Here is a 16,792-nt window from a genome sequence, read left to right as displayed (position 1 = left end):
CGGGAGGGCACCACGTCAGCGTCTTCCGTTTCGCGCAGTTCCCCGCGCCCCTGGGGTCGACCAATCAACAAGGGGGAACCGTGGCGGGTGAGGGCAAGGCGGGGACGGCCGCTCCGCCGGAGCGGTCCTCCAGACTGCAGCTGATCTCGGCGACCACGACCACCTTCAAGTCCGCCGGTCCGGTCACCCGGGCGCGGGCCCTGCGGGCCAGGTTCCGCTACCTGCTGGACCGGCCGCTGACGCCGTACTACCTGATCCTGGGCGCCACGCTCTTCCTGGTGGTGCTCGGGCTGGTGATGGTCTTCTCGTCCTCCCAGATCCTGGTGATGCAGCGTCACCTCCCGATCACCTTCTTCTTCCGCAAACAGCTGGTCGCCGTCCTGCTCGGCGCCGTGCTGCTGGTGCTCTTCGCGCGGATGCCCGTCCGGCTCCAGCGGGCCCTGGTCTACCCGCTGCTCTGCGGGGTGATCGGTGCGCTGGTGCTGGTGGCCATCCCGGGCATCGGCATGAAGGTCAACGGCAACCGGAACTGGATCAACCTGGGCTTCTTCCAGGTCCAGCCCTCCGAGTTCGCCAAGCTCGCCCTGGTCCTCTGGGGCGCCGACCTGCTCGCCCGCAAGCAGAAGACCCACATGCTGGACCAGTGGAAGCACCTGCTCGTCCCCCTGGTGCCCGGCACCGTGGTGCTGATGATGCTGATCATGCTCGGCGGCGACATGGGCACCACGATGATCCTGATCGCGATGCTCTTCGGCCTGCTCTGGATGGTCGGCGCCCCGCTCAGGCTCTTCGGCGCCACCCTCGGCATCGCCGTGGTCGCCTGCACCGCGCTGATCATCACCGTGCCGCACCGCCTCGACCGGCTTGCCTGCATCGGCGTCACCAAGCCGGACCCCAACCTCAACTGCTTCCAGGCCCTGCACGGCCTGTACGCCTTCGCCGCGGGCGGACCGTTCGGGTCCGGACTGGGCGCCGGCGTCGAGAAGTGGGGCCAGCTGCCCGAGGCGCACACCGACTTCATCTTCGCCGCGACGGGCGAGGAACTCGGTCTGGTGGGGACGCTGTCGGTTCTCGGTCTCTTCGCGGCACTAGGGTATGCGGGTATCCGTGTGGCCATCGGTACGAAGGATCCCTTCGTCAGGTACGCCGCGGGAGCCGTCACCACGTGGATCATGGCGCAGGCCATGGTCAACTTGGGGTCGGCACTGGGACTGCTGCCCATCGCGGGCGTCCCGCTCCCGCTGTTCTCCTACGGCGGTTCCGCCATGCTGTCGGCCATGTGCGCCATCGGGGTGCTGCTCTGCTTCGCACGCAGCTCCCCGGCGGCCAAGGCGGCACTCGCCGCCCGGAGCTCGAACTCCCGGACCAGGACACGACTGGCCCGGGTGCTGCCACGACGACGAACCACAGCGCGCCCGGCCCCCCGGCCGCCGCGCAGGGAGCGGTGAATTTCGGTGCATGTCGTACTCGCCGGCGGCGGGACCGCCGGTCACATCGAGCCGGCCCTCGCCCTCGCGGACGCCCTCCGCAGGCACGACCCGTCCATCGGGATCACCGCCCTCGGCACCGAGCGCGGTCTGGAGACCCGGCTGGTGCCCGAGCGCGGCTACCAGCTGGAGCTCATTCCGGCCGTACCGCTGCCCCGCAAGCCCACCCCCGAGCTGATCACCGTCCCGGGCCGGCTGCGCGGCACGGTCAGGGCGGCCCAGGAGATCATCGAGCGGGTCAAGGCGGACGCCGTAGTCGGCTTCGGCGGCTACGTCGCGATGCCCGCCTACCTGGCCGCCAAGCGGGCCGGTGTGCCGATCGTGGTGCACGAGGCCAACGCGCGCCCCGGTCTGGCCAACAAGATCGGCGCGCGCTACTCCGACTTCGTCGCGGTCTCCACCCCCGACAGCAAGCTGCGCGACTCCCGCTACATCGGCATCCCGCTGCGGCGCACCATCGCCACCCTGGACCGCAACGCGGTGCGCCCCGAGGCCCGGCACTACTTCGGCCTGGACCAGCGGCTGCCCACCCTGCTGGTCTCCGGCGGCTCCCAGGGCGCCCGGCGCCTCAACGAGACCATCCAGACCATCGCCCCGCGCCTTCAGCAGTACGGCGTGCAGATCCTGCACGCCGTCGGCCCGAAGAACGAGCTCCCGGTGATCGACGACATCCCCGGGATGCCGCCGTACCGCGCCGTGCCGTACGTGGACCGGATGGACCTCGCGTACGCCGCGGCGGACCTCATGCTCTGCCGGGCGGGCGCGATGACGGTCGCCGAGCTGGCCGCCGTCGGCCTGCCGGCCGCCTTCGTCCCGCTGCCGATCGGCAACGGCGAGCAGCGGCTGAACGCCCAGCCGATGGTCAAGGCGGGCGGTGGCCTGCTGGTGGACGACGCCGATCTGACGCCCGACTGGGTGCTGCAGAACGTGCTTCCGGTGCTCACCGACCCGCAGCGGCTGTGGGACATGAGCCGCGCCGCCGCCGAGTTCGGGCGACGGGACGCGGACGAGCTGCTGGTCGGCATGGTCTACGAGGCGATCGAGGCCTCCAGGGGCGGCCGCCGTCGTGGCTGACGCCTCGGTTCTCACGGACCCGCTGGAGGAGGAGGACTTCGGGGAGCGCGCTCCCCGGCTCCGCCTCTCCCGGCGCGGGATCGTGGTGCTGAGTGCGTTCGGGGCGCTGGTGGTGGGCGCGGTCTGCTGGCTGGTGTTCTTCTCCTCGGTGCTGGACGTGCGCAGCGTCGCCGTCCAGGGTCTGGAGAGCGACCGGCTGACGGCGGACCAGGTCCGTGAGGCCCTGGGTGGTCTGCAGGACGGGCCGCTCGCCCGGGTCGACCTCGACGAGGCCGAGCACCGGGTGGCGGCCGTTCCGCGGGTGGCGAAGGCCGAGGTCTGGCGCGGCTGGCCGCACACCCTGCGGGTCAAGGTGGTCGAGCGCCGGCCGGTGGCCGCCGTCAGGACCGAGGACGGGAAGTTCACCCAGGTCGACGCCACGGGGGTGAGCTTCGCGACCGAACCAACGGCGCCCGCCGGGGTCCCCGTGGTGGAGCTGGCCCTCAGTCAGCAGGCGAACGATGCCCTCGGGGTGATCGGCCGGCCCGAGCTGGTCCGGGCGGCGGTGACGGTGGCCGCCGCCCTCCCGGCGGACGTCGCCAAGCGGGCCGGTGCGCTCCAGGTGCACTCGTACGACGACATCCGGCTTCAGCTCGGAAACGGGGTCACGGTGCGGTGGGGAAGCCCGGACCGGACCGAGCGGAAGGCCAGGGTGCTGACCGCTCTGCTGGGCCAAAAGGCCGTGAATTATGACGTGAGTGCGCCAGATGCGCCAGCAGTGTCGGGATGATCCGGTAAGTTCTATGTCCGAGGGCGGTGTTGACGGAGCCACGGCTCCGGGCCGACCCTTGGTGGTCACCCCGGTTTCACCGGGCGGTTGATGATCACATAGGCTCAAAAGAAAAAAGGGAAGCTCGGCGTGTTCGTTGAACACCGGGCCGTCGCGACCTAATGTCCTGTGTTACCAGGCAGTTCTTCGCAGCAGGCTTGCGAGAACGATGACCTGACGCAGGCACATCAGTAACCCTAAAGGTCAAGTTTAGGGTTCGGGTCGGTGGTCGGAATTTCGGACATCTCGTCACGAATCCGTGCTCCCCACCCATCGACATCCGTCGGTTTTCACGCACCGTGGGAAGCCGACCCGGAAATTCGAGGCGAGAGGCCTTCGACGTGGCAGCACCGCAGAACTACCTCGCAGTCATCAAGGTCGTCGGCATCGGCGGCGGTGGTGTCAACGCCATCAACCGGATGATCGAGGTCGGTCTCAAGGGCGTCGAGTTCATCGCGATCAACACCGATGCGCAGGCCCTCCTGATGAGCGACGCCGACGTCAAGCTCGACGTGGGCCGTGAACTCACCCGGGGCCTCGGCGCCGGCGCCAACCCCGAGGTCGGCCGCAAGGCCGCCGAGGACCACCGTGAGGAGATCGAGGAGGTCCTCAAGGGGGCCGACATGGTCTTCGTCACCGCCGGCGAGGGCGGCGGCACCGGCACCGGCGGCGCGCCCGTCGTCGCCAACATCGCCCGCTCGCTGGGCGCGCTCACCATCGGCGTGGTCACCCGCCCCTTCACCTTCGAGGGCCGCCGTCGCGCCAACCAGGCCGAGGACGGCATCGCCGGCCTGCGCGAAGAGGTCGACACCCTCATCGTCATCCCCAACGACCGGCTGCTGTCCATCTCGGACCGCCAGGTCAGCGTGCTGGACGCGTTCCGCTCCGCCGACCAGGTGCTGCTGTCGGGCGTCCAGGGCATCACCGACCTGATCACCACGCCCGGTCTGATCAACCTCGACTTCGCCGACGTCAAGTCGGTCATGTCGGACGCCGGTTCGGCCCTGATGGGCATCGGTTCGGCCCGCGGCGAGGACCGCGCGAAGGCGGCGGCCGTGATGGCCATCTCCTCCCCGCTCCTCGAGGCCTCGATCGACGGCGCGCGCGGCGTGCTGCTCTCGATCTCGGGCGGTTCGGACCTCGGTCTGTTCGAGATCAACGAGTCGGCCCAGCTGGTCAGCGAGGCCGCCCACCCCGAGGCGAACATCATCTTCGGTGCGGTCATCGACGACGCCCTCGGCGACGAGGTCCGGGTCACCGTCATCGCGGCGGGCTTCGACGGCGGTCAGCCGCCGGCCATCGTCCGCGACCCGGTGGTGAAGGCGACCCCGGCCTCCGCGCCGTCGGCTCCGGAGCGACCGGCCACCCGGCCGTCGTACGGGAGCATCGGCTCGGTGACCGCCCGCTCCGAGGAGTCCCGCTCCACCGAGTCCCCGGTCACCGCGACCGCCCAGCCCGTCCCGCCGCAGGTGCAGCCGGCCCGGCAGCCGTTCGTGGAGAGCCCGGCGGAGGAACTCGACGTGCCAGACTTCCTTAAGTGATCGAACAGCGCGTACGAAACGGTGCTCACTTCGCCTTCACCGACCGGTGGGGCGGGGTGAGCATCGCGCCGTACGGGGAGCTCAACCTCGGCGGCGCGGTGGGTGACTCGCCGGAGGCGGTACGGGAGAACCGAATCCTCGCCGCCTCCTCGCTCGGGCTCGACCCGGCCGACGTGGTCTGGATGAACCAGGTGCACGGAGCCGAGGTCGCCGTGGTGACGGAGCGCCAGCCGGCGGGGGAGGCCCCGACCGTGGACGCGGTGGTCACCGACCGGCCGCTCGCCCTGGCGGTGCTGACCGCCGACTGCACGCCCGTCCTGCTCGCCGATCCGGCCGCCGGCATCGTCGCGGCCGCCCACGCGGGCCGGCCGGGCCTGGCCGCCGGGGTCGTCCCGGCCGCCGTCCGGGCGATGCTGGACCTCGGGGCCCGTGCCGAGCGGATCGTCGCCGCCACCGGCCCGGCCGTGTGCGGCCGTTGCTACGAGGTGCCGGAGGCGCTGCGGGCGGAGGTGGCGGCGCTGGTGCCCGCCGCGTATGCGGAGACTTCCTGGGGAACGCCCGCGCTGGACGTCCCCGCCGGGGTCACCGCGCAGCTCGCCGAGGCCGGGATCACCGAGGTGGTGCGATCATCTGTCTGCACCCTTGAGTCGGCCGATCACTTCTCCTATCGCCGTGAGCAGCGCACCGGCCGGCTCGCGAGTTACGTCTGGTTGGGCTCTGAACTCTCATGACGAATGACATCTACGGTCCGTTCCCCGGCTCGCCGGACTTCCTGGCGGCGCTGACGGAACAGCAGCGCGCCCGCTACGAGGAGCTCGGAACCAACCTCGAGGTGGTGGAGCGCCGGATCGCGGCAGCCTGCGACGCGGCGGGACGGCGCCGGGACGAGGTCACCCTGGTCGTGGTCACCAAGACCTACCCCGCCGAGGACAGCGCCCTGCTGGCCGGACTCGGCGTCACCGATGTCGCGGAGAACCGGGACCAGGATGCCGCGCCCAAGGCGGAGCGGTGTGTCGACCTGCCCCTGACCTGGCACTTCGTCGGTCAGCTGCAGACCAACAAGGTGCGTTCGGTGGTGCGGTACTCGGATCTGGTGCACTCGGTGGACCGGCCCCGGCTGGTGGAGTCGCTCTCGGCGGCGGTGCTCAAGTCGGAGCGGGCCCCGCTGGGTTGCCTGGTCCAGGTCGCCCTCGACAAGGAGGCCGGCGAGGGTGAGGGCCGGGCCGGCGTGGCGCCCGGAGAGGTGCTCGCGCTGGCCGACCGGATCGCCGACACGCCCGGGCTGCGACTGGCCGGTGTGATGACCGTCGCTCCGCTCGCCGGCCCCCTGGCGGGCGACCCGGCGAAGGCTTTCGAGAGGCTGGCGGAAATCGCAACCTCCGTACGGGCGGCGCATCCTGCTGCCACGATGGTCTCGGCAGGTATGAGCGGCGACCTGGAACAGGCCGTGGCCGCCGGAGCGACACATGTACGCGTCGGTACGGCGGTACTCGGAGTGCGGTCACCGCTCCGGTAACGTCACCGGGTAAGTAGATCAGACTGCAGGACAAAATAGGACAGAACCTAGCAGCTTTCTACAGCGCTAGCTAACCGTGGATCGCATCTCCGCGGCCACCTCCATGATCTGACGGGCCATCGCCCTCGGCGAGTCATGGATTGACCGCGGAATCCGCAGGCGAAGGCCGCCGGTGACGATCCACCACAGAGCGGAGGAGACAGGAGCATGGCCGGCGCAATGCGCAAGATGGCGGTCTACCTCGGCCTCGTGGAGGACGAGACGTACGACGGCCAGGGGTACGACCCCGACGACGACTACGACACGGACCCCGAGCCGATCCGCACCGGACGGACGGAGGACCTCCAGCGGCCCGCCCCGGCACCGGCACCGGTCGCCCACATCGCACCGCAGCCCGTTCCGGCTGCCGTACCGATTCGGCAGGAGACGCCGCGGATGGCCCCAGTGTCGTCCATCACACCCGACCGCCGCCACAACCTCGAAAAGAGCGCCCCGGTGATCATGCCCAAGGTCGTGAACGAACGAGAGCCCTACCGCATCACCACGCTGCACCCGCGCACCTACAACGAGGCCCGTACCATCGGGGAACAGTTCCGCGGCGGCACTCCTGTGATCATGAATCTCACAGAGATGGACGACACGGACGCCAAGCGGCTCGTAGACTTCGCGGCTGGACTCGTCTTCGGTCTGCACGGCAGTATCGAGCGAGTGACACAGAAGGTGTTCCTGCTGTCGCCTGCTAACGTCGATGTAACGGCGGAGGACAAGGCTCGGATCGCCGAGGGTGGGTTCTTCAACCAGAGCTGACCCGGCCACGACTTTACGTGTGGGTTCAGAAACAGTGAGTGACTGATGGTGGCTGACGGTCCGTCGGCCAGGGAGAGGGAAGCGGGATGGGGATCGTATGGGCAGTGCTCTACTACGCACTGACCGTGTTCCTGGTGATCCTGCTTTTCAGGCTGGTCATGGACTGGGTCTTCCAGTTCGCGCGCTCGTGGCGTCCGGGGAAGGCCATGGTCATGGTCCTGGAGGCCACGTACACTGTCACGGATCCGCCGCTCAAGCTTCTTCGGCGATTCATCCCGCCGTTGCGTCTCGGGGGCGTGGCGCTCGACCTGTCCTTCTTCGTACTGATGATCATTGTGTTTGTCCTGAGATCGCTCGTGCTGACTCTGCCGTCTTGAGCGCTGCGACAGGATGCCGGTGTGCCGACGATCACGTTGAGGTGAAGAGATGCCATTGACCCCCGAGGACGTTCGGAACAAGCAGTTCACGACCGTCCGGCTGCGAGAAGGCTATGACGAGGACGAGGTCGATGCCTTCCTCGACGAGGTCGAAGCCGAGCTGACGCGTCTGCTCCGCGAGAACGAGGACCTGCGCGCCAAGCTGGCCGCTGCCACTCGGGCCGCTGCGCAGAACCAGGCCAACATGCGCAAGGAGCAGCAGCAGCCGCAGGACGGGCGTCCCGGCGCCCCCGTGCCTGCTGCCATATCCGGCCCGCCGGTGCCCGGCCAGCAGCAGGGCCCCGGTCAGCAGATGGGCGGCCCCGGGCCGCAGCAGCTGGGTGGCCCGCAGGGGATGGGCGGTCCCGTCCCGCAGCAGATGGGCAACCAGCCGCTGGGTCTTCCGTCCGGCGCTCCGCAGCTCCCGGCCGGCCAGGGTGGCCAGATGGGCCAGCAGCAGATGGGCCAGCCGATGGGCGGCCAGCAGCAGATGGGCCAGACCATGGGCGGCCAGCAGCAGCTGGTCCAGCCGATGGGCGGTCAGATGCTGCAGCCGATGGGTGGCCCGATGGGGCAGCCGCAGCTCGGTGGTCCGCAGCAGATGGGCCAGACCATGGGTGGGCAGCAGCAGCTGCAGCCGATGGGCGGTCCGATGGGGCAGCAGCTCGGTGGGCCCATGGGCGGCCCGATGCAGCAGCAGGGCGCCGGCGGCGACAGCGCGGCGCGCGTGCTCGCGCTCGCGCAGCAGACGGCGGACCAGGCGATCTCCGAGGCGCGTTCCGAGGCCAACAAGATCGTCGGCGAGGCGCGGAGCCGTGCCGAGGGGCTGGAGCGGGACGCTCGGGCCAAGGCGGACGCTCTGGAGCGGGACGCTCAGGAGAAGCACCGCGTGGCGATGGGCTCGCTGGAGTCCGCGCGGGCGACGCTCGAGCGCAAGGTCGAGGACCTGCGGGCCTTCGAGCGTGAGTACCGTACGCGTCTGAAGTCCTACCTGGAGACGCAGCTGCGGCAGCTGGAGTCGCAGGCGGACGACTCGCTGGCTCCGCCGCGGATTCCGGCCACCGCTTCGCTGCCGCCGGCGGCTTCGTCGATGGCCTCGGCCGGTGCCTCCTCGATGAGCAGTGGGGCGCCGAGCTTCGGCGGCCAGCCCTCGTTCGGTGGCAACGGGCAGTCGTTCGGCGGCCAGAACTCGTTCGGTGGCGGCAGTGGCCAGCCCTCGTTCGGGGGCCAGGCGAACGGTGGCAGCGGTGCCGCACAGATGGCTCCGGCGGGGATGACCCAGCCGATGGCTGCGGTGCGTCCGCAGCCGCCGCAGCCGATGCAGCAGGCTCCGGCGCCGATGCGTGGGTTCCTGATCGACGAGGACGGCGACAACTGAGTCGCTTGAGTCGCTGACGTAGTACATCGAGGGCGCCCCCTCTGTGACGGATTGTCACGGTGGGGGCGCCCTCGTGTGTGGGGGCGGTGTGTTTACGGGGCCGGGGTGCGGGTGGGGTGCCGGGGACGTGGGCCGGGGAAGCTGCTCCAGGGGGCTGGTGTGATGTACGAGCCTGGCGGCTCACACATCACACTTCTACGCCTCCCTCCGCAACCCACCCCGTCCCGCGTCCCCTCCCGTAGGGCCGGTGGTACGGCAGCGGGGCCGCCTCCGGTGTGGAGACGGCCCCGCTTGGTGTGTTGTCGGTTACGCTTTGCGGAGCTGGAAGGCGAGGCCGAGGCCCTCGTCCGAGAAGTTCTCGGACTCCCAGTCGGCCGCGCCGGCCTGGAAGTCGACGGCGAGGACCTCGTCGGCGACCAGCGGCCCGTGCTCGGCGATCGCCTCGGCGGTCTCCTCGTTGGCGGCGCGCCAGCGGAGGATGATGCGGTCGGCGACGTCGAGGCCGGAGTTCTTCCGGGCCTCCTGGATCTGGCGGATGGCGTCGCGGGCGATGCCGAGGCGCTTGAGCTCCGGGGTGATGTGGAGGTCGAGCGCGACGGTCGCGCCGGACTCGTTGGCCACCGCCCAGCCCTCGCGCGGGGTCTCGGTGATGATGACCTCGTCGGGGGAGAGGGCCACCGTCTCGCCGTTGAGGGAGACGGTTGCCGCTCCGGTGGTGCGGAGGTCGACGGCGAGGGCGGCTGCGTCGGCGGCCGCCACTGCCTTGGCGACGTCCTGGACGCCCTTGCCGAAGCGCTTGCCGAGGGCGCGGAAGTTGGCCTTGGCGGTGGTGTCGACGAGGGAGCCGCCGACGGCCGCCAGGGACTCCAGCGCGGAGACGTTGAGCTCTTCGGCGATCTGGGCGCGCAGGTCGGCGGGGAGTTCGTCCCAGCCCTGGGCCGCGATCAGTGCGCGGGAGAGCGGCTGGCGGGTCTTGACGCCGGACTCCGCGCGGGTGGCGCGGCCGAGTTCGACCAGGCGGCGGACCAGGGCCATGTGGCGGGAGAGGTCGGTGTCGATGAGGGATTCGTCTGTGGTCGGCCAGGTGGCCAGGTGGACGGAGGTGGGGGCGGTCGGGTCGACCGGGACGACGAGGTCCTGCCACACGCGTTCGGTGATGAACGGGGTGAGGGGGGCCATCAGGCGGGTGACGGTTTCGAGTGCCTCGTGGAGGGTGGCGAGGGCGGCCTTGTCGCCCTGCCAGAAGCGGCGGCGGCCGCGGCGGACGTACCAGTTGGAGAGGTCGTCGACGAAGCCCGACAGGAGCTTGCCGGCGCGCTGGGTGTCGTAGGCCTCGAGGGCGGCGTCGGTTTCGCGGACGAGGGTGTTGAGCTCGGAGAGGACCCAGCGGTCGAGCTGGGGGCGGTCGGCGGGCTTCGGGTCGGAGGAGGAGGGGGCCCATCCGGTGGTGCGGGCGTAGAGGGCCTGGAAGGCGACGGTGTTCCAGTAGGTGAGGAGGGTCTTGCGGACCACCTCCTGGATGGTGCCGTGGCCGACGCGCCTGGCCGACCAGGGCGAGCCGCCGGCCGCCATGAACCAGCGGACGGCGTCGGCGCCGTGCTGGTCCATGAGCGGGATGGGCTGGAGGATGTTGCCCAGGTGCTTGGACATCTTCCGGCCGTCCTCGGCGAGGATGTGGCCCAGGCAGACGACGTTCTCGTAGCTGTTCCTGTCGAAGACGAGGGTGCCGACGGCCATGAGGGTGTAGAACCAGCCGCGGGTCTGGTCGATCGCCTCGGAGATGAACTGCGCCGGGTAGCGCTTCTCGAAGAGCTCCTTGTTCTGGAGCGGGTAGCCGTACTGGGCGAAGGGCATGGAGCCCGAGTCGTACCAGGCGTCGATGACCTCGGGGACGCGGGTCGACAGACCGCCGCATTCGCGGCAGTCGAAGGTGACGTCGTCGATGTACGGGCGGTGCGGGTCGAGGCTGCTCTGGTCGGTGCCGGTCAGCTCGGAGAGCTCGGCGAGGGAGCCGACGCAGGTGAGGTGGTTCTCCTCGCAGCGCCAGATGGGGAGGGGAGTGCCCCAGTAGCGGTTGCGGGAGAGGGCCCAGTCGATGTTGTTGTTCAGCCAGTCGCCGAAGCGGCCGTGCTTGACGGAGGAGGGGAACCAGTTGGTGGCTTCGTTCTCCCGGATCAGCGCGTCCTTGACGGCGGTGGTGCGGATGTACCAGGACGGCTGCGCGTAGTAGAGCAGCGCGGTGTGGCAGCGCCAGCAGTGCGGGTAGCTGTGCTCGTACGGGAGGTGGCGGAAGAGGAGGTCGCGGGCCTTGAGGTCGGCGACCAGGGTCTCGTCGGCCTTCTTGAAGAAGATGCCGCCGACCAGCGGGACCTCGGGGGCGAAGGTGCCGTCGGGCATGACCGGGTTGACGACCGGCAGGCCGTACTGGCGGCAGACGGCGAGGTCGTCGGCGCCGAAGGCCGGGGACTGGTGGACCAGGCCGGTACCGTCGTCGGTCGTCACGTACTCGGCGTTGACGATGTAGTGGGCGTCCGGGATCTCGACGAGGTCGAAGGGGCGTCGGTACGTCCAGCGCTCCATCTCGCGGCCGGTGAAGGTCTGACCGGTGGGCTCCCAGCCCTCGCCGAGGGCCTTGGTGAGGAGGGGCTCGGCGACGACGAGCTTCTCGTTGCCGTCGGTGGCGACGACGTAGGTCACCTCGGGGTGCGTGGCTACGGCGGTGTTGGAGACCAGGGTCCAGGGGGTGGTCGTCCAGACGAGGAGCGAGGCGTCGTCGGCGAGGGGGCCGGAGGTGAGGGGGAAGCGGACGAAGACGGAGGGGTCGACGACGGTCTCGTAGCCCTGGGCCAGCTCGTGGTCGGAGAGGCCGGTGCCGCATCGGGGGCACCAGGGGGCGACGCGGTGGTCCTGGACGAGGAGGCCCTTGTCGAAGATCTGCTTGAGGGACCACCAGACGGACTGCACGTAGGAGGGGTCCATGGTGCGGTACGCCTCGTCGAGGTCGACCCAGTAGCCCATGCGGGTGGTCAGCTTGGCGAACTCGTCGGTGTGGCGGGTGACGCTCTCGCGGCACTTGGCGTTGAACTCGGCGATGCCGTACTTCTCGATGTCCTGCTTGCCGGAGAAGCCGAGCTCCTTCTCGACGGCGAGCTCGACCGGGAGGCCGTGGCAGTCCCAGCCGGCCTTGCGGGCGACGTGGTAGCCCTTCATCGTCCGGTAGCGCGGGAAGACGTCCTTGAAGACGCGGGCCTCGATGTGGTGGGCGCCGGGCATGCCGTTGGCGGTCGGCGGGCCCTCGTAGAACACCCACTCGGGGCGGCCCTCGGACTGCTCCAGGCTGCGCTCGAAGACCTTGTTGTCCTGCCAGAAGCTCAGGATCTGGTGCTCGAGGGCGGGGAGGTCCACCTGGGCGGGGACGGGGTTGTAGGTGGTCACTGGGCTTCTACCTCCGGCGGATGCGTGGGTCTGATCCGACGGAGGGACGAGACGGTGTCTGCCGTCCCGCGGTACCACCCTCCTTGACCGCGGTGGTGCGTGCGGCCCTCTTGTTTGGGCTTGCTGCCGGGTCTAGTGGGCCGTGAGGCCGTTCTTCCGGCGGCTCCGGGGTGATCTTCCCGCCGTGCACACCCCCGGGCTCGCACCATCCCCGGGTCGCTCATGGCTGCGTACGTCGGTACTCGTCCCATCTGCGCCTTGCAGGCTTCAGTGTATCGGCCCCGACAAGTGGGTTTGCCGTAACTCGCTGAGTGGTTAGCCGATGACGATCTGGGCACAACTTGGTCAGCACTCGGGCAGGGGCGGCAGCGGCGGCTGCTCGGGTGGGATCGGTATGAGGCATCGGTATGTCCCGTTGTGACCGGATTCGATGGGGATTATCGTTCCGGCACTGGAGGCCGCCGGGAACCGGCGGTTCGATTCGTTCGTAGATGAGGTCGAAGCCATGGCTGAGAAGGCAACCGGCGCTACCGCCACCAAGCGGGCACGCAAGGCCGTGGCGGGCGACTCAGGGGAGGGGACCGTGAACACACGGCACAAGACCAGTACGACGACGGCCGGGCGGGTCGCGGCGACCAGCCGCACCCACACGCCGGCGGGGACCGGCGCAAGGGGCGGCGCCGAGTCGGTGGACCCGGCCGAGCTGCCCGTACGCCCAGGTGAGGACCCCTGGACGGCGGCCGAGGTCGCCGAGCTGCACGGTGAGCTGGACGGCGAGCTGGTGCGGCTCCGGGCCGAGATCGAGGCCGCGGAGGCGGCGATCACCGGCCTGATGCGCGACTCGAACGACGGTGCGGGGGACGACCAGGTCGACGCCGGTACCAAGAACATCAACCGGGAGAGCGAGCTGGCCCTGGCCAACAACGCCCGGGACAGCCTGGCCCAGACCGAGCGCGCGCTGGCCCGGCTGGAGGGCGTCGGCTTCGGAGTGTGCGAGTCCTGCGGCCAGGCGGTGGGCAAGGCCCGGCTGCAGGCCTTCCCGCGGGCCACGCTGTGCGTTCAGTGCAAGGCGAAGCAGGAACGCAGGTAGTCAAGGCGAGCAGCAGAGTGGGCCAAGGGGTCGGGCGTTGCCGTACGCTCGACCCCGTAACGTCGGCCCATTTGTCACGGCAGCGGAGCGGATCATCAGTACGCCAGGTTCCCCGAAGACCCAGGACGACTCCGTCCCGACCGCGCTCCCGGAGGACGCCGTGGAGGAGACCGCCGTCGAGAGCGGAGTGACGGTCGTCAGGCGCCGCCGGATCGGCGTGCTGCTCGCGGTCGCCCTGCTCGCCTACCTGATCGACCTCGGCAGCAAGCTGCTGGTGGTGGCCAGGCTGGAGGGCCACCAGCCGATCGAGGTGGCCGGCGACATCGTGACCCTGCAGGTCATCCGCAACGCCGGGGCCGCCTTCGGTATGGGCCAGGCGATGACGGCGGTGTTCACGCTGATCGCGGCCGCCGTGATCGTGGTGATCTGGCGGATCGCCCGCAAGTTGTACAGCCTGCCCTGGGCCATCGCGCTGGGTCTGCTGCTGGGCGGTGCCTTCGGCAACCTCACCGACCGGCTGTTCCGCACGCCCGGCGTCTTCCGGGGCCATGTGGTGGACTTCATCTCCGTCCAGCACTTCGCGGTCTTCAACCTGGCCGACTCGGCGATCGTGTGCGGCGGGATTCTGGTGGTCCTGTTGTCCTTCCGGGGCAGCAATCCGGACGGTACGACCCATCAGGCCGCCAAGGGCGAGTGAATCAGGGGTCTTCGTTCCGGCATACTCGTACGGGTGAGTACCGCAGCGCAGACCCGCAGCCTCCCCGTTCCCGACGGCCTGGAGGGCGAACGACTCGACGCCGCCCTCGCCCGGATGTTCGGCTTCTCCCGTACCAAGGCCGCCGAGCTGGCCGCTGACGGGAAGGTGACGATCGACGGCGCGACGGCAGGCAAGTCGGACCGGGTGATGGCCGGATCCTGGCTGGAGGTCGAGATCCCCGCTCCCGCCGCCCCCGTGCAGGTCGTCGCCGAGCACGTCGAGGGCATGCGGATCGTCCACGACGACGACGACATCGTGCTGATCGACAAGCCGGTCGGCGTCGCCGCGCACCCCAGCCCCGGTTGGACCGGTCCCACGGTCATCGGCGGTCTGGCGGCGGCGGGCTACCGGATCTCCACCTCGGGTGCCGCCGAGCGCCAGGGCATCGTGCACCGGCTGGACGTCGGCACGTCCGGGCTGATGGTCGTCGCGAAGTCCGAGCGCGCGTACACCGACCTCAAGCGGCAGTTCCACGACCGCGTGACGGAGAAGAAGTACAACGCACTGGTCCAGGGGCACCCCGACCCGATGAGCGGGACGGTCGATGCTCCGATCGGCCGGCACCCGAGCTCGGACTGGAAGTGGGCGGTCACCCAGGCCGGCAAGCCCTCGGTGACGCACTACGACCTGATCGAGGCGTACCGCGCGGCGTCGCTGCTGGACATCAAGCTGGAGACCGGCCGCACGCACCAGATCCGGGTGCACATGTCCGCGCTGCGCCACCCGTGCGTCGGCGACCTGACCTACGGCGCCGACCCGACGCTGGCCAAGCGCCTCGGGCTCACGCGGCAGTGGCTGCACGCCGTGGAGCTGGGCTTCGAGCACCCTGCCGACGGTGCGTGGGTGCAGTTCCGGAGCGAGTACCCGGCCGACCTGCAGAAGGCGCTGGACGTCATCGCCTCGGAGAGCTGAGATGATCCGCGTCGCGGTCGGGGAGGCGGACCTGGCGCTGGTGCACGGCATCCGGCGCGAGGTCTTCGTGGTGGAGCAGAACGTCCCGGAGGAGCTCGAGTACGACGAGCTCGACGCGACCTCGCTGCACGTGCTGGCGCTGGCCGAGGACGGTACGCCGCTGGGCACCGGCCGGCTGATCCACGGCGACGAGGCGCTGAAGCTGACGGGTGTCGAGGGCCGGGTGCTGCTCGGCCGCCTCGCGGTGGTTCGGGCCGCCCGGGGCACCGGGCTCGGCGCCGACCTGGTCCGGGCGATCGAGCAGGCCGGGCGCGAGCACGGCGGCCGGGAGCTCGAACTGCACGCGCAGGTCCAGGCCCTGGGCTTCTACGAGCGCCTCGGCTACGAGGCCGAGGGCCCGGTCTACGACGACGCGGGAATTCCCCACCGGACGATGACCCGGGTCCTGTAGCCTCCGGGCCGTAGTTCTCCAGGAACAGCCCGCGCGGCGTCTAGCCGGTCTTGGGCGGCGTCTCGTCCGTGCGGATGCGGGGGAGGGCGTTCGGGTGCTCGTCGCGGAGGTACGCGATCAGTTGCTCGCGTACCTCGAAGCGGAGGCCGGCGGCGTCGTCCGGCGTCCGGGCCGTCATGGCGGCCCGGATCACCAGGGTGGTGGGGGTGGTGTCGGTGACCTGGAGGGACCACTCCTCGCCGTCCCACAGCGGTGAGGTCTGCAGGTGGTCGTGCAGGGCCGTGCGGAGCCGGTCGACCGGGGTGGTGTGGTCGAGGTGCAGGACCACCCAGGCGAGCAGGCCCGGGTGCTTGCGGGTCCAGTTCTCGAACGGCTTGCTGACGAAGTACGAGACCGGGACGACCAGCCGCCGGTAGTCCCACATGCGGAGCACCAGGTAGGACAGGGTGATCTCCTCGACGACACCCTGCTGGCCGTCCACCACGACGGTGTCGCCGATCCTGACGGTGTCGCTGAAGGCGATCTGCAGGCCCGCGAAGAAGTTGCCCAGCGTGCTCTGAGCGGCGATGCCGGCCACGATGCCGATGATGCCCGCCGAGGCGAGCAGGCTGGCACCGATCGTACGCATGGCCTCGAAGGTCAGCAGGATCACCGCTACGGTGACCACCGCGATGAGCGCGCTGACGACCCGTCGGAGCATGCTGATCTGGGTGTGCACCCGCTGCACCCGTGACGGGTCGTCGCTGACCGTCTCGTACCGGCTGAGGACTGCTTCCAGTGCCGCCGCCACGACCCTGACGGTCAGCCAGCCCAGGCTCGCGATCAGGAACAGCACGGTGGCGTGGTGCAGTCCGTCGCCCTCGAGATCGAGCAGCCGCTCCAGCGACCCCGCGGCCAGCAGCAGGCTCGCCAGCACCACCAGTTGGAGGGGCACCCGGCATCGGCGCAGCAACGGCCAGACCGGCGCCTCCGGATGTCGGGCCGCCACCCGCTGCAGCACCTGGTCGACGATCCACCCGATGGCGACGGTCACGGCGACGATGCCGAGAAGCGTGGACAGCTGCCAGAGCACGGGGGCACCTCGACGGATCGACTCCGGTGTGGTTTGCACCATACCGGG

General features: G+C 70.1%; 15 protein-coding genes. 13 read left to right on the top strand and 2 right to left on the bottom strand.

The genetic code is table 11. The annotated features are described in order from the left end of the window. Nucleotides 1–80 precede the first annotated feature (80 nt). The 9 genes from ftsW (at nt 81) to FB465_RS07715 (ending at nt 9,027) form a co-directional block, all read left to right on the top strand. Nucleotides 81–1,448, top strand: a complete 1,368-nt coding sequence (gene ftsW / locus FB465_RS07755) for a putative lipid II flippase FtsW (protein WP_425461147.1) — start codon at nt 81–83, stop codon at nt 1,446–1,448. Between the two features lie 6 nt (nt 1,449–1,454). Further along, on the top strand, nt 1,455–2,561 hold the full coding sequence (gene murG, locus FB465_RS07750; protein ID WP_145788854.1) for an undecaprenyldiphospho-muramoylpentapeptide beta-N-acetylglucosaminyltransferase: 1,107 nt from the start codon (nt 1,455–1,457) through the stop codon (nt 2,559–2,561). Further along, nucleotides 2,554–3,330: a cell division protein FtsQ/DivIB gene (locus FB465_RS07745; protein WP_145788852.1), complete on the top strand. Its 777-nt coding sequence runs from the start codon at nt 2,554–2,556 to the stop codon at nt 3,328–3,330. Before murG ends, FB465_RS07745 begins: the two co-directional genes overlap by 8 nt. Before the next feature lie 380 nt (nt 3,331–3,710). Then, on the top strand, nt 3,711–4,910 hold the full coding sequence (ftsZ, locus tag FB465_RS07740; protein ID WP_145788849.1) for a cell division protein FtsZ: 1,200 nt from the start codon (nt 3,711–3,713) through the stop codon (nt 4,908–4,910). Then, nucleotides 4,907–5,641 carry a peptidoglycan editing factor PgeF gene (gene pgeF / locus FB465_RS07735; protein ID WP_145788847.1) on the top strand — a complete coding sequence of 245 codons (735 nt, stop codon included), beginning with the start codon at nt 4,907–4,909 and terminating at the stop codon, nt 5,639–5,641. The genes ftsZ and pgeF overlap by 4 nt, the downstream gene beginning before the upstream one ends. After that, on the top strand, nt 5,638–6,426 hold the full coding sequence (locus FB465_RS07730; RefSeq protein ID WP_145788844.1) for a YggS family pyridoxal phosphate-dependent enzyme: 789 nt from the start codon (nt 5,638–5,640) through the stop codon (nt 6,424–6,426). Before pgeF ends, FB465_RS07730 begins: the two co-directional genes overlap by 4 nt. A 207-nt stretch (nt 6,427–6,633) precedes the next feature. Beyond that, complete coding sequence (locus FB465_RS07725) at nt 6,634–7,233, top strand: cell division protein SepF (protein WP_145788842.1); 600 nt, start codon at nt 6,634–6,636, stop codon at nt 7,231–7,233. 86 nt (nt 7,234–7,319) lie between these two features. Continuing rightward, nucleotides 7,320–7,610 carry a YggT family protein gene (locus FB465_RS07720; RefSeq protein WP_145788840.1) on the top strand — a complete coding sequence of 97 codons (291 nt, stop codon included), beginning with the start codon at nt 7,320–7,322 and terminating at the stop codon, nt 7,608–7,610. 49 nt (nt 7,611–7,659) lie between these two features. Beyond that, nucleotides 7,660–9,027, top strand: coding sequence for a DivIVA domain-containing protein (locus FB465_RS07715; protein WP_145788838.1), 1,368 nt, complete (start codon nt 7,660–7,662; stop codon nt 9,025–9,027). A 306-nt stretch (nt 9,028–9,333) separates the two neighbouring features. Here FB465_RS07715 and ileS read toward each other — a convergent pair whose 3' ends face one another. Then, nucleotides 9,334–12,462: an isoleucine--tRNA ligase gene (gene ileS / locus FB465_RS07710; protein WP_145788836.1), complete on the bottom strand. Its 3,129-nt coding sequence runs from the start codon at nt 12,460–12,462 to the stop codon at nt 9,334–9,336. Nucleotides 12,463–12,967: 505 nt separating this feature from the next. Here ileS and FB465_RS07705 point away from each other — a divergent pair. From FB465_RS07705 to FB465_RS07690, 4 genes are read left to right on the top strand one after another with little or no spacing between them, the layout of a single operon-like run. Continuing rightward, nucleotides 12,968–13,552: a TraR/DksA family transcriptional regulator gene (locus tag FB465_RS07705; RefSeq protein WP_246192564.1), complete on the top strand. Its 585-nt coding sequence runs from the start codon at nt 12,968–12,970 to the stop codon at nt 13,550–13,552. Between the two features lie 37 nt (nt 13,553–13,589). Further along, entirely contained in the window at nt 13,590–14,249 is a 660-nt protein-coding gene (gene lspA, locus FB465_RS07700; protein ID WP_145788834.1) for a signal peptidase II, read from the top strand. Between the two features lie 33 nt (nt 14,250–14,282). After that, nucleotides 14,283–15,221 carry an RluA family pseudouridine synthase gene (locus tag FB465_RS07695; protein WP_145788832.1) on the top strand — a complete coding sequence of 313 codons (939 nt, stop codon included), beginning with the start codon at nt 14,283–14,285 and terminating at the stop codon, nt 15,219–15,221. Between the two features lies 1 nt (nt 15,222). Next, nucleotides 15,223–15,672: a GNAT family N-acetyltransferase gene (locus tag FB465_RS07690; protein ID WP_145788830.1), complete on the top strand. Its 450-nt coding sequence runs from the start codon at nt 15,223–15,225 to the stop codon at nt 15,670–15,672. A gap of 40 nt (nt 15,673–15,712) precedes the next feature. Here FB465_RS07690 and FB465_RS07685 read toward each other — a convergent pair whose 3' ends face one another. Continuing rightward, on the bottom strand, nt 15,713–16,744 hold the full coding sequence (locus FB465_RS07685; RefSeq protein ID WP_246192563.1) for a mechanosensitive ion channel family protein: 1,032 nt from the start codon (nt 16,742–16,744) through the stop codon (nt 15,713–15,715). Between the last annotated feature and the right edge of the window lie 48 nt (nt 16,745–16,792).

The sequence above is a fragment of the Kitasatospora atroaurantiaca genome, assembly GCF_007828955.1.
In the GTDB taxonomy this organism is placed as follows: domain Bacteria; phylum Actinomycetota; class Actinomycetes; order Streptomycetales; family Streptomycetaceae; genus Kitasatospora; species Kitasatospora atroaurantiaca.
The sequence above is the reverse complement of the archived record's forward strand: the minus strand, read 5'-3'. Positions and strand labels throughout refer to the sequence as shown.

What these genes read in the sequence shown, in the direction of transcription:
- FB465_RS07730 (WP_145788844.1), top strand. Translation starts at nt 5,638, where the DNA reads ATGACGAATGACATCTACGGTCCGTTCCCCGGCTCGCCGGACTTCCTG.
- FB465_RS07725 (WP_145788842.1), top strand. Translation starts at nt 6,634, where the DNA reads ATGGCCGGCGCAATGCGCAAGATGGCGGTCTACCTCGGCCTCGTGGAG.
- FB465_RS07720 (WP_145788840.1), top strand. Translation starts at nt 7,320, where the DNA reads ATGGGGATCGTATGGGCAGTGCTCTACTACGCACTGACCGTGTTCCTG.
- FB465_RS07715 (WP_145788838.1), top strand. Translation starts at nt 7,660, where the DNA reads ATGCCATTGACCCCCGAGGACGTTCGGAACAAGCAGTTCACGACCGTC.
- FB465_RS07705 (WP_246192564.1), top strand. Translation starts at nt 12,968, where the DNA reads ATGGCTGAGAAGGCAACCGGCGCTACCGCCACCAAGCGGGCACGCAAG.
- FB465_RS07690 (WP_145788830.1), top strand. Translation starts at nt 15,223, where the DNA reads ATGATCCGCGTCGCGGTCGGGGAGGCGGACCTGGCGCTGGTGCACGGC.